11 protein-coding genes are annotated in these 13915 nt (G+C 38.3%); all 11 read left to right on the top strand.

Annotation, left to right across the window (positions count from 1 at the left end):
• Positions 1-75: 75 nt before the first annotated feature.
• The 11 genes from BM377_RS06565 to BM377_RS06515 all read left to right on the top strand — a co-directional run bounded on the left by BM377_RS06565 (position 76) and on the right by BM377_RS06515 (position 13896).
• Entirely contained in the window at positions 76-369 is a 294-nt protein-coding gene (locus BM377_RS06565; protein ID WP_092245572.1) for a hypothetical protein, read from the top strand.
• A gap of 19 nt (positions 370-388) precedes the next feature.
• Complete coding sequence (locus BM377_RS06560) at positions 389-775, top strand: hypothetical protein (protein ID WP_092245569.1); 387 nt, start codon at positions 389-391, stop codon at positions 773-775.
• A gap of 15 nt (positions 776-790) precedes the next feature.
• Positions 791-6361: a DUF6531 domain-containing protein gene (locus tag BM377_RS06555; protein ID WP_092245566.1), complete on the top strand. Its 5571-nt coding sequence runs from the start codon at positions 791-793 to the stop codon at positions 6359-6361.
• A 1-nt stretch (position 6362) separates the two neighbouring features.
• Entirely contained in the window at positions 6363-7148 is a 786-nt protein-coding gene (locus BM377_RS06550) for a hypothetical protein (protein WP_092245563.1), read from the top strand.
• 40 nt (positions 7149-7188) lie between these two features.
• Positions 7189-8103, top strand: a complete 915-nt coding sequence (locus tag BM377_RS06545; protein ID WP_143104476.1) for a hypothetical protein — start codon at positions 7189-7191, stop codon at positions 8101-8103.
• 110 nt (positions 8104-8213) lie between these two features.
• Positions 8214-9002: a hypothetical protein gene (locus BM377_RS06540; RefSeq protein WP_092245556.1), complete on the top strand. Its 789-nt coding sequence runs from the start codon at positions 8214-8216 to the stop codon at positions 9000-9002.
• Between the two features lie 186 nt (positions 9003-9188).
• Complete coding sequence (locus BM377_RS06535) at positions 9189-10229, top strand: ATP-binding protein (protein WP_092245553.1); 1041 nt, start codon at positions 9189-9191, stop codon at positions 10227-10229.
• A 35-nt stretch (positions 10230-10264) separates the two neighbouring features.
• A complete protein-coding gene (locus tag BM377_RS06530; RefSeq protein ID WP_092245551.1) occupies positions 10265-10903 on the top strand; it encodes a sugar transferase in 639 nt (212 codons plus the stop codon).
• Positions 10860-11825 (top strand): 1-aminocyclopropane-1-carboxylate deaminase/D-cysteine desulfhydrase, encoded by a 966-nt coding sequence (locus BM377_RS06525; RefSeq protein ID WP_092245549.1) that lies wholly within the window; start codon positions 10860-10862, stop codon positions 11823-11825. The genes BM377_RS06530 and BM377_RS06525 overlap by 44 nt, the downstream gene beginning before the upstream one ends.
• Positions 11825-12799, top strand: coding sequence for an ATP-grasp domain-containing protein (locus tag BM377_RS06520; protein WP_177223820.1), 975 nt, complete (start codon positions 11825-11827; stop codon positions 12797-12799). The genes BM377_RS06525 and BM377_RS06520 overlap by 1 nt, the downstream gene beginning before the upstream one ends.
• Entirely contained in the window at positions 12796-13896 is a 1101-nt protein-coding gene (locus tag BM377_RS06515; RefSeq protein WP_092245543.1) for a glycosyltransferase family 4 protein, read from the top strand. Before BM377_RS06520 ends, BM377_RS06515 begins: the two co-directional genes overlap by 4 nt.
• Positions 13897-13915 lie beyond the last annotated feature (19 nt).

Raw genomic sequence — 13915 nt, 5'->3', positions numbered from 1 at the left:
AAAAATGATTATAGTATTGTTAAAATATTAATCGAAATGTTACAAGTATAGTGCTTATAAAACAAGGAGCCTAGAATGCCTGAAAATAAAGTATTTATGGATACTAATATCTTTACAGATATTGTCAATGAAATTAAATACACTTCTTCCGATCTTGTTCTATCACAAGAGCCTCTTAGCTCTGTAAAAGTATGGGATCATACAGACGTTGGAAAAAAGATGGAGAAAATATTGAAAAAAGTCTACAAAGCATCAAGTGCTTATAGATCAGAATCAGCAGAAGCTTTACCGGAAGCATTTTTGAAGATGAGAGATAGCATGATAAGAGTTGATGATGTAGCAAGTAAGAGTCTTAAAGTTAACGAATGATAAATGTGGGGAATGAAAGATGAGTACTATTGATGAAATCAATGAAAAGATAAGGCATTTAAAGGAGAAGATTAAGGAATACTGGGATAAGATTTCCGAATTAGAAGAAGCATACGATTATATAAGCGAGAGGAAGACCGGTATCGAAAACGATTATTATTATCCAGCTAATTCCTTTGATATGACGTGGTCAGGAGAATGGCAGGGGAAATGTGAGAGTGATGCGGATAAGCTAAGAGCGGAAATGATTCATCAAGCCGGAGTGGGGCTATCTGATACAGCAAAACTTTTAGAAGATATTCTTGCTGCGATTGAAAATATCAAGGAACTGATTAAAGAGTGCGAAGCTAAAATCGAATCGCTTCGAGCGGAGAGAGATGCAATGATGTCACCACAAGAAGGATGATGGGGAGTATATTAAATGGGAAAGAGATACGATGCAAAGAAGATAGCTGATTTTATTGATGAACTTGAAGCTGTAATAGGGGATTATAACAGGAAGGCAGAGCAACAAGGGTTTGCATATAACAGATATGTAGAGAATCAGACATATGTTGGAAAGGCGGCAGAGGCTTCAAAGTATTTTATAAGCATCAAACAATCTGGATTCCAAAAAGATTTGCATGCTTTACAAAGAAGAATGGTAAAACTTTACTTTGAGGTTGACCAATTATTTAAAGCAGTGGTAGATATATCTGCCAAGGCTAAGATAGATACTGACATTCTAAGAGATATCAAAAAGATATTCAGAAAATACGAGATGTCTTTTAGACCTAAAAGTATTGAGATTGAGGAAAAGGCAGCTGATCTTCAGGATAAGTTTTGCGAATATGGGAGCTTTACACAGCCAAGTTATAAGGCAGCCAGACTATTAAGTGAAGAACTTTGCGGAGATGGCGAATTTATAGATACCGTAATTAAGAATTTTAGGGAATTCGATGAAGAATCCTGTGCATACATTGATAGTACAGGGTTTGAACAGTATGTAGTCGATTTTCTGACTGAAGTAAGTAAAACAGCCGGAGCGCTTGGTAAGATGAAGGTATATGATCCTAAGATGGAGGATATATACTTAAATCTCGTTACCACAGGTGCAGCGAAGACATTGCAGAATATAAATTTAAATTTCAATAATTATAAAGACAATATTCAGCTCTCTGCACTTGCAGGCTTTAAACGTTTTATGATGGGCTGTAATTTTAACTGTCAGTCTTTCTTTTCGGATCCTGTCAATGTTAATAATGGTAATTACATAAATGACAGGGAAGATCTTGTTATTCAGGGATTATATCCACTAACGATCAGAAGATTCTACAATGCACAAAGTGACAGATCCGGTCTCTTCGGAAAAGGCTGGACCAGTCTTTTTGATATGCACATTTCTAAAGATAAGAATGATGATAGTACTATAGTGCTTTTCTTTTCTGATGGACATGAAGGAAGATACCAAAAAGTCTCTGACGATACTAAAGATTCTGATATATCAGACGACGGATATGACATTGAAGATAATGAAAATATTGAGATTGTAAGATGCTATGATGGAAGATGCTTTACAAGAGAAGAATATGAAAGCAAAAAGATTGAATATGTAGAAGAGCACGGTGAACTGGGTGAACTATTCGAATATCCAGATCGTTATAAGCTTGTGAAAGATGATGGTTCCTATACGGAGTTTGATAAAGCTGGCAACGTTTTAGCTTTTGGTAATCAGGTAAATGAGCTTGCAAGGATTGATCGTTTAGACGACGGGCTTTGCAGAATTGTTTCCGGGAATAAATACATTGAGATAACTATAAATGAAAATGGCTATGTAACCGGCGCGAAAGATAATACAGGTAGAAGTGTAAAATATGAGTATGTAAGCAGAGATGCAGATACTCTTCTTAACGTGGTTGCTTATCCTGACGGGACTACACGAAAATACAACTACGATAAGAACGGAATTATCAATGAAGTAACCAATCCTCAAGGAGTAATATTCCTTAAAAATGAAATAGATGATGCAAAACGCGTGACAAAGCAAGAATTTCCCGATGGCGGAGTAGTCACGTTTAAATACGATGAAGCTAATAGGACAACGACAGTCACTGAGCAGAACGGACTGGTAACAGAATACCTTAATGATGAATTTGGCAGGCACATAGGTACAAGATATCCCGAGCAAGGCATATCAGAAACATTTACCTATAATGATAAGAATCAGAAGACTGCTGTAACTGATAAAAAGGGTAATATAACAAGATTTAGCTATGATAACAGGGGGCATCTTACCAAAGTTATTGATGCCAATGGAAATATCACAAATATAACCTACAACGCACAGGGAAAACCTATAGTTGTAAAAACTCCGGGCGGAGCAGTTTATAAATATACTTATGATGAGTGTGGTCAGCTTATAAGTTCAATAAATCCGCTCCTTGAAGAGAATAGGTTTTTGTACAACTCCTATGGTCAGATTGACAGGATAATTAATCCGGAGGGTGAAAGTACTTTCCTAAGATATGATAAAAATAGAGATATCTGTTATATAAAGGATGAAAAAGGATTAGAAACCTTTTATGAGAGGGATGATCTTGGAAGGATCATCTCTACAAGGAATGCCCTAGGTGCAAAAACCATTTATGAGTATGATTCTATGGATAGGATCATTAAGACAATAGATCCAATGGGCTTTGAGACAAGATATTCATACAATAAAAACGGAAAGCTCATAAGAGTTGAGAATCCTGATAATACTTCAAAAACATGGGATTATAACGATATAGGAAAGACATCAGAATATACAGATGAAGCAGGAAGGATCACAAAGATCAGCTATAACAAGGTTTGGGACGAAGAAGAGGTTACGCTTCCAAATGGCGGAAAGATAACCTATGAGTATGACCTTTTAAAGAGGCTTATAAAGGTAACTGATCCTGAACACAGAGAAGTTTCATACGACTATGATGCAAATGATAATGTTATAGCTCAGTACAATGGTGATATCAAGGTGCGGAGCCTTACATATGACGGCGTTGGTAATATTACATCAGAGACTGATGCTCTTGGAAATACAAAGACTTATGAGTACGACGAAAACAGGAATCTTATAGCAGTAACAGATGCTCTTGGAAACAGATATACAAGAGAAGTAGATTTTCTTGGAAGAGTGGTGAAAGAGATTGATCCTCTTGGAAATACCACAAGTTATGCATATACAAAGCTTGGAGATATAGAGAGTATAACTGATGCGGCGGGAAGAGTTCGCAGGTTTGAACATGAAAACGGAAGACTATCAGCTATATATTTCTGTGACAAACTTGAGCAAAGGCTTAGATATGATTTCGCAGGCAGGGTTATAAAAAGACGCTTTTCTGACGGATACACGATAAGCTATGAATATGACCTTGGTGATCACATCTTAAATGTCACAGCTTCCGATGGTAGAAATATATCTTATGAATATGATGCCATGGGCAGAGCTACGAAGGTTACGGATGGAACAAGTACAACACTTTACACATATACACCTTCAGGGCGCCTTAAGAGTGTAGTTGATGCTCTTGGAAATGAGACAGCCTATACTTATGATGCCCTTGATAATCTTAAGAGCATTCATAGAGCTGAAGGTCTTATAAGTGAAGAAGAACGAAAAGGTGATATATTCCCTACGGTTGGAAAAGATGGTCACGTCACTATCTATGACTATGACCTTTCAGGACAGCTTACTATGTTGACAGATGCGCTTGGGTACACTGAAGCTTTTGAGTATGACCATTACGGAAGACTAATTAAAAAGACAGATAAGGATAATTATAAGACAACATATACATATGATCTGGATAATCGTGTAAACTCTATTAACTACGCAGATGGAAGAAGCGTAGAGCTTTCTTACAATGCACTTGGAAAGCTTACTAAGTTTACAGATTGGTTGGGAATTACAGAGATTGCGAGAGATGTTATTGGAAGAGCAATTTCTGTAACTGATTATAATGGAAAGAAAGTATCTTATACTTACGGAAAAGTAAATGAGAGATCATCTATTACTTATCCCAGCGGTGAAAAAGTAGATTATATCTACGATAATAAGCGCAGATTAAGCGAACTTATTAGCGGTGATAAAAAGACTTCTTACTTCTATGATGAGTTTGATAGACTTATTGAAAAACGTCTTCCTAATTCAAATAGGGAAATCATGGATTACATTCCCGGAGGTCTGCTTAAGAGCCTTGAGATGCATGATGACAATGGGCTTTTGGATAAATACATTTACAATTATGATGCTCAAGGAAATAGAACTGGTATTGATAGATCTCGTAGGAACTTTAGTGAGATGTCCGGAACATATACCTATGGATATGATCTTGAAAAAAGACTTACTAGCGTAAGCCTTAATGGTTCACTTTTAAGGAGCTATAACTACGATGCTTTTGGAAATAGAAGCAGAATGACTGAAGATGGAAATATCACGACATATAGTTATGATGAACTTGACAGGCTTTATAAGGAAGTTTCCCCGTTTGAACATAAACTATATACATATGATAATCGTGGGAATATATCACAAAGTATTGTAAATGATGTCGTAGAAAAGACATTTATTTATGATGCAACAAATATGCTTGTGAAGGTTACTGATTCGATAAAAGGTGAGGCATTATATAGCTATAATGGAATAGGAAAGCGCGTTTCTGCCATTAATCCAACAGAAAACATTGAATATATGTTGGATCTAACAAGAGAATATCACAATCTGCTTGAACGTTCTGTTAATGATCAGGTAGAGATATATACATATGATGATAATGTAATTTCTATGTCAAAACATGACAACGATTATTATTATATGTTAGATGAGCTTGGAACGGGAATGTATCTCACTGGTACAGACGGTTCGGTATTGTCAGCTTTTGCTTATGATGAGTTTGGTAGAAGCCTTAATCCCAGTACAGGTAAGAGACATAGGGAAAGCTACTCAAAGCAAGGTAATATAATTCATCCATTTGCATTTACCGGTTATCAATACGATGAAATAGCTGATGGTTATTATGCTCAGGCAAGGTACTATGATGCGAATACAGGAAGATTTGCTTCCAGAGATAGTTATATGTTCACGGATATCAGTAATCCGGAATCATTGAATTTATATGAATATTGCTATAATAGCCCTATAGAACTCTATGACCCTACAGGAAATATCCCATGGTGGGTTCGAGTGTTCGGAAAAGGGATAGAAGCGCACACATTTCTGGAAGGTTATGCTGTAGCTAATATACCTAATGCAAAGGCTGAGTTTGTTATTCATGGCGAAGTTCCTCTTGAGGATAGAAATGGTATGCAGAGTATTTGGAGAAAAGCTGATATTTTAATAGCAAACCCTGATCAAAATTTAGCAGAAATCTATGAAATAAAGCCTTCTACTTACGATCCTAATAGCAAGTACTATGAAGAGCATCCTGAACTTAAGGCATTAGGAAAAATAAAGAATGCCATGGCAAAAGGGCAACTAGCTCAGTATGTTCTAATGTGGGATACTGATGATAGAAACAGTTTTAGTACTGGTTGCGAATATGCAAATCAAGGTATTAACTATGATGAAAAATTCAATGATGTTTATATTGAATCTGTTTTAAATCCAGGACAGTACATTCATTACTATACTGGTACAGGAAAGAATCAAGGACTAGTTTTTTATGAGTATACAAAAGATACAAATGGTCGAAGAATTGAGGTTCCATCATGTTCCAAAGAAAAAATTGAGGAAAGATATAAGGAACATATTTATTCTGGTGTAAAACAAGTGGGCAAGGCTGTTTTAGCTACTGCAGGTGTATTGGGATTATTATTAGCTGGAGGTGCTGTTGCGGCTGCCTTAGGGGAAGCTGCGATTGCTTTAGCCCCCATACTGATAGAGTATGCATCAAAGTTTGCAAATCAATTAGGCGCTCTTTCTCTTGGAACTAATTTGATGGGTGTACTTAATGTAAATGAGAATTGCGGAGGATAATATGGCCATACAATACAAAAAGATTATCAAAGAAATAATGGGGCCAGAGGCTAAAGAACATGGATTTGATATAGGAAAGATTGCTTCTGGTGGTTTTTATAAGAGAACACTCATAAATTATGAGAAAAAAATAGATGATTTATATGTTCAAGGCTTTGATATCGAATATGAATTTGTAGGTAAAAATGAACTTGTTCTGAGGGCGGCAGGATTAAATGAGACAATAGCTTTCGAGAAAGATAATCAAGATTCATTTCGAAGCGCCATTACTGAGTTTGCACTAATTATGCGTGAGAAGGGATACAAACTCTTTGAGGAGGATGAAAAAAAGCCTCGATTCCATTCTTTTGAACATGGCTATCTGCTAAATAATTATAAAGACTTGTCTAGAAAATTCTACAATGAGAATAATATTGATAATACAGCAGATATCATGGATAAACTTGGGATTGTAGTTGCGCATGTAGATGCAGAAAGAAATAAAGATTTTTCTGAGATAAAGGATGAGTTAATAAAAATAACCGCTTTTTATGCAACTACACTTTTAGAATGTGAAGGCACTAAAATGCTTTATGAAAATAGAGGAATTGATTATTTTGCGATAGTGCAGGGAAAAACAGGCGCAATCAATACTTTAAAAACAATTTTAAGACTGTGGTCAGATGGCGATGAGAAACAATTTATATATCATAGCTGCCTGGTTGCGCTATCAAAAGATCGGTTTGAATCATTAGGACTATCACTACATGCTTCTTCCACAAAAACAGAGGATAGATGTGTGTTTTAAGCATAGCGACTCGTTGCAGAGTATCAAAGGAAACGTAAGTATGAAGAAAAGTATAGAATTGATAGATGAAATACTTGAAATAATCGGACCTATTGATGATAAAGAAGAAAAGGATCGGATTGATGCTATTGCAAAGAATTTTTTTGCATATAGATCAATTATAAACATAATATTATTTTGCCATATTGCTGTTTTCTTTATTTTGAAGTTGATAATAAAAGAAGATGATTTTTTAATACTCATTTTTGGTATTTCGATGGCTTCTTTTTTATTATTATATTCAAAGCGTAAAAAGGCTTTTGGAAATGAACTGACTAGATATATTTTTGATGATTGCTGTGCTGATAAAGGCCTTTCACGAATCTACTATTATTTACCACTATTAAGAAATAAACGTATAACCCCTGCGGCGCTATATTTGGAGGCAGGCAGTGCTTTGGCGAATATGGGGAGGTTTGATGATACTGCAAAAATAATCAGACTTATCGACAGTAATTGTAATTCTGCTGTAAGCATTCTGTATCGACAATATCTGATTTCTCTCATTGCTGAATACTATAATGAGTTTGATATATTGAATGAGTGCGTCATTACTGCTAATAAGCTTTCTAAAAAGCTTTCCCGTTACAGTATAGCTGCGAAACTATACGATAGAATGTCTTTAAATGCTGACATTTCATTATTATTAAAACAAGAGAAGTTTCAGGAACTTTATAATATGCTTAGTTCCTATTTCAGCACGGCTCAATATCCGCTTCGTGAGGTTTCGATAGCGTACTATCTGTATCATTTATTAAATAAGATGGGAGATAGGGATAAGGCGCTTGAATACAAAAAATATGTATTGGAAAATGGCGGAGCTATGTGGTATAAGAAAGCGTTGGAAGATGCCTTTGAACCCGGAACATCGCCTGACGTGTTAGATAACTATTCTGTAAGGGGAGAAAATTGCTAAAGCACCTACGATAAACCGAATTGTAGTAGTGATGATTGTGGTCTTTTTAATCGTTGAAATACTTTTAAATATAATTAAGCTGTGAGTTTGGTATTGGGAGGTAAGATGAAATGAAGCTATTTAAGGGAGTTGTAGCGTTAATGCTGGTATGTGCGTTGTTGATGGGATGCGGATCAAACGGCATAGGCGCTAAGGAAACACAATACGAAGGTGATGGCTTTAAGACTGCAGAAGAAGCAGCGACATCTTTTGTCGAAGGATTAAGGGATTTGAACTTTGATAAGATGCTCAAGTCATATGCATGGGAGACACAGGCGGAACATTATAAGTATGATGGTATGCTCAGAAGATTTAGAGCTTTTAACCCGGCATTTGCGGTTAAGCTCCCTTCTGATAATGAGTTTTATGTTTCTTCAAATGTAGTCGGATTGCACAGCAAGGAAAGTGGCCTCCTTTATATGGCTATTAGCTACTATGTTATGGGTGATGATATTGAATTCGGAGTAAATATCCCGCTGAAGGATGATGACGATATTAATGAGTTTTTGGATATATATAATAATGAAAAATACAAGGATTTTACAAATATAAAGAATATTCGCTTTTCAACACCGGAAGAGATGATTGGAAGTATCTGTCCAACTGAAGAGTATAATAAGAGAGTTGAAATAGAAGGCGACTGTTATGGCGCTGATGAGGTTGTTTGTGTTGCGGTATTGGCAGATGTTGGAGACAAGACTTTTTATTATTTCCCGACAGTGGCTCGTTACGGTGAGAAATGGTATATTGTATCATCCTGGAGCGTTATCAGCGAATTTTTGGGAATGAGTGCACATCATCCCTTCGTGATTACTGATGAAGCTCCCCAAGATTGGGAAACAGTTATGAAAAATAATTAAAAGGAATCAGTTAATGGGAGCAATCAGCGATAAAGCTGATTGCTCTTTTTAGTGCGTTTGACTTGAGTATGGGATGAATGTATATTAATAGATATAAAAAGATATAAAAGAATATAAAGACTTTTTGTACATATAAAAAGATATAAAAGAACATAAAAGATATAAAAGAAACAGATGGAGGTAGATATGCAGAATCCGTTTTCAATATCCTTCGGAACACTTCCAACTCAATACATATCAAGACTGACTCAGACCAATCAGATCCTGGAAACCTTCAGGGCAGACAGACCTGCCAATCATGTATACATGCTGACGGGAATCAGGGGCTCCGGCAAGACCGTCATGATGACGGATATTTCCGAGAAACTCAGGAAGGAAAAGGACTGGATAGTTGTGGAGATAAGCCCGGAGCGGGATATGCTGGAAGGGCTTGCGGCTACATTATATGCAGTCCCGGAGCTTCATGCACTTTTTGTAAAGGCTAAGCTCGACTTCTCAGCTCTTGGGCTTGGAGTTTCATTTGAAAATGCCGCTCCCATAACCGATGTGGAAGTTGCCGTTAACAGAATGCTTGAGCACATAACAAAGGCCGGAAAGAGATTACTTGTCACAGTCGATGAAGTTACCAACAATGACAATGTAAAAGTATTTGCAGCGGCTATTCAGATATATCTAAGGCGTGGGTATAATGTCTTTTTGATCATGACGGGACTGTATGATAATCTCTATAATCTTCAGAATGAAAAGACACTTACCTTCCTTTACAGGGCACCCAAAATTATAATGGACCCGCTTAATTACACAGCAATTGTCTCACATTATAAAAAAACATTTGATATTGAAAGTGAGAAGGCGGAGCATATGGCGAAGCTCACAAAGGGTTATTCATTTGCCTTCCAGGTACTTGGGTATCTCATGTGGGAGAGTAAGAGCAAGGAAATAGATGATGTACTTCCGCAATATGATCAGTATCTTGATGAGTATATTTATGATAAAATATGGTCTGAAATGTCAGAAACTGACAAAAAAGTGGTAGGCTATATTGCTATAAGCAAAGAGACCAATGTTGGCAAGATAAGAAAGCAGCTTAACATGACAACGCCGCAGTTTTCCGTGTACAGAGACAGGCTCAAGAGGAAAGGCGTTATCAGCACAGCTCAGTACGGTTATATATCACTTCTTTTGCCTAGATTTGATGAGTATGTCAAATTACACGCAGACATGTGATCTTTATAATAAAAGTATTGTTGAACGGAGTTAAAATGGTTAATTCATTCTACGCCAAATATATCAAGAGATTTATCGATATAATCTTATCGCTTCTTGTGATAGTGTGCTTTTGCTGGCTCTATGCGATCGTGGCGATCCTTGTAAGAACCAAGCTCGGAAGCCCTGTGCTCTTTAAGCAGGCACGTCCCGGCAAGGACGAGAAGATATTCAACATGTACAAATTCAGGACCATGACAGATGCAAGGGATGCAAACGGCGAGCTTCTTCCCGATGAAGTGAGACTTACGAGCTTTGGTAGTTTCCTTAGAAAGACAAGCCTTGACGAGCTCCCTGAGTTTTTTAACATCCTAAAGGGCGACATGTCTTTTATCGGGCCGCGCCCCCTTCTTGTTAAATATCTTCCCTATTACAACGAGCGAGAGAGACTTCGTCACAGCATCAGACCCGGGCTCACCGGATGGGCGCAGGCTCACGGCAGGAACGCCATATCCTGGGAAAAGAAATTTGAATACGACGTATGGTATGTAGAACATTTATCCTTTTTGACTGATATTAAGGTTATAATAGATACCGTAAAGGCAGTTCTTCACAGCGAAGGAGTTGCATTAAACGCACTGGAGGATTTTGATGAATACAGGAAGCATCAAACCCACACCGATACACAAACTTGATGATAACGAGCTTTCTTCCCTTTATGTCAAAAGAGAGGACATGATTCCCTACTCTTTTGGCGGCAACAAGGCAAGAAAAGCTCTGTTGTTTTTTGAAGAAATAGACAGACTTGGCGCAGATGTGGTCGTAACGTACGGAAGCAGCCATTCCAATCATTGCAGAGTCGTAGCCAATATGGCAGCAGCAAGGAACATCCCCTGCGTTATCATAGGACCTGAGGAAGTGAGCGATACAACATACAACAGTGTCCTCATGGAACTTTTTGGGGCACAGATAATAACAGTTCCTGTTGAAAAAGTCCATGACACAATAGAGTCAGAGCTTGAGCGCCTTAGAAAAGAAGGTAAGAACCCATATTTCATAATGGGCGGAGGTCACGGCAATATCGGTACGGAAGCCTATGTCAGGTGCTATGATGAGATAGCTGATTACGAAAAAGAAACCGGAATACATTTTGACTATATCTTTTTTGCATCCGGCACAGGGACCACCCATGCAGGGCTTGTGTGCGGGCAGATACTGGAAATAAGAAAGGACGACGTTTCTAAGGACAGGAAGATCATCGGCATCAGCATAGCAAGGAAGAACCCCAGAGGCCGAGATGTAGTGCTTGATAGTATATACGAATATCTTGAGGCAAAAGAGATCTCTTTTGACAGGAAAGATGTAGAAGAAAAAACCATATTCATTGACGACTATACAGGTGATGGTTATGGCAAAGAAAACAAAGACATCGAGAATACTATTAAAGATGCCATGATAAAATACGGAATGCCGCTTGACGTAACATACACAGGCAAGGCATTTTGCGGAATGAAGGATTACATCAGGAAAAATAACCTGGCGGATAAGAATATTCTTTTTATCCATACCGGCGGAACGCCGCTTTTCTTTGATGAATTAAACAATTGGAGAGCATGATGAATATTTTGGTACTAAGCGCAGGAACAAGAGACAAGGTTGTCAGATACTTTAAGGAGACCCTAAAGGGCAAGGGAAACGTGATCGCGACTGATTGCAGCAACTTAGCGCCTGCGATATATGACGCCGACAAGGCTTACATTGTTCCCAGGATCGATGCGCCCGATTATATCGACAAGGTCATCGATATCTGTAAAAAAGAAAAAATAGACGGAGTCTTTTCACTTATAGATCCCGAGCTTTCGCTTATCGCCAAGGAGCGTGCGCGTTTTGAAGAAGTCGGAACTACGCCGATCGTATCAAGCTACGACCTCTGCGAGATGAGCCTTGATAAGTACGCGATGTACAAGTTTCTTACGGAAAAGGGTATCTCAACAGGCAAGTGCTACATCGACAAGGACAGCTTTTACAAGGCAAAGGCAGCAGGCGAGATTACTTATCCCGTATTCGTAAAGCCAAGACTTGGAAGCGCCAGTCTTAATATAAACATGGTAAATACAGACGAGGAGATAGACACACTCTTTGATATATACGATGATCTGATGATCCAGGAGTACATGAAAGGTCAGGAGTACGGCGCTGACATCTACATCGATATGGTGTCAGGTAAGTGCGTATCAATATTCCTTAAGAAAAAGATCAAGATGAGAGCGGGAGAGACCGACAAATCCGTTTCGGTAAAGGATCCCGAGCTTTTCGATAAGCTTGCGCAGTTTGCGGAAGATTGCGGATACAGAGGCATGATAGATGCAGATCTTTTCCTTGATGACGGAAAATGGTACCTTTCCGAGATCAACCCCAGATTTGGCGGAGGTTACCCTCATGCCTATGAGTGCGGAGTGAACTTCCCGAAGCTTGTTATAAATAACCTTGAGGGAAAAGAGAATGCTCCTGCCATAGGAGATTACAAAGAAGGCATATATATGATGAAATATAATGATCTTCTTATTCTTCCGGAGAGTGAGCTGGTATGAAAAAAGCACTGATACTTGCAAATTCATCAAGCGGACTCTACGACTTCAGAAACGAGCTGCTGCTTGGGCTCATGGATGAAGGCTTTGAAGTGGTGGTGAGCCTGCCGGATGACCTTAAGAATAAAGAATTAAATGATGAAGGCTGCAGAACAGTCCATACTGACATAAACAGAAGAGGAGTTAATCCCGTTCAGGATCTTGCGCTTCTTCGTTCCTATATGGGACTTATTCGCAAGGAAAAGCCGGATATAGTAATTACCTATACAATAAAGCCTAATATCTATGGAGGCTTTGCCTGCAGACTTTTAAGAGTTCCTTATGTATCAACGGTTACGGGACTTGGAACCACCTTTGAAAGAGGCGGAGTGCTGTTAAAGCTCATTGTCCTTATGTATAAGACAGCTCTTAAGAAGTGCAGATGCCTCTTTTTCCAGAACAGTCAGAACAAGAAAGTGTTCGAGGAACATGGCATCAAGGCTCTTAAGCATGTGGTCGTAAACGGGTCCGGAGTTAATCTTGATAAACACAGGAAAGAAGATTATCCGGGGCATACGGATGATGTTACGAGATTTCTGTATATCGGCAGGATCATGAAGGAAAAGGGGACGGACGAGTACCTCTATGCGGCAAAAGAGCTGCATAAGAAGTACGGTGACAGAGTTTCTTTTGCTGGAATCGGTTATTTCGACGACGAGTACGAGGATAAGGTAAAAGAAGCGCAGGAAGAGGGCTATTTCAAGATGATATCTTATCAGCCCGATATTCACCCTTATATAAAAGAAAGCGATGCGATCGTTCATCCTTCTTATCACGAAGGAATGTCAAACGTCCTTATGGAGGCTTCTGCGACCGGAAGGCCCGTCATTGCTTCTGATATCAGCGGATGCAGAGAGATCGTTGATAAAGACAAGTCGGGATTTCTGTTTGCTCCAAGGGATAAGGAAGCTCTTTTACAGGCTTTGGACAGATTCATGGCGCTTAATTTAAATGAGCGCAAAGCCATGGGAGAAGCGGCCCGGAGCTATGTTGAGCAGAAGTTTGACAGGAGTAGTATAATATTGACGTATATTAATGAGATAAAAGAGATTATTATCTAAAGATATTATTTTGTGGAGG

The organism is Butyrivibrio sp. INlla21, assembly GCF_900116875.1.
Lineage (GTDB): Bacteria > Bacillota > Clostridia > Lachnospirales > Lachnospiraceae > Butyrivibrio.
The sequence above is the reverse complement of the archived record's forward strand: the minus strand, read 5'-3'. Positions and strand labels throughout refer to the sequence as shown.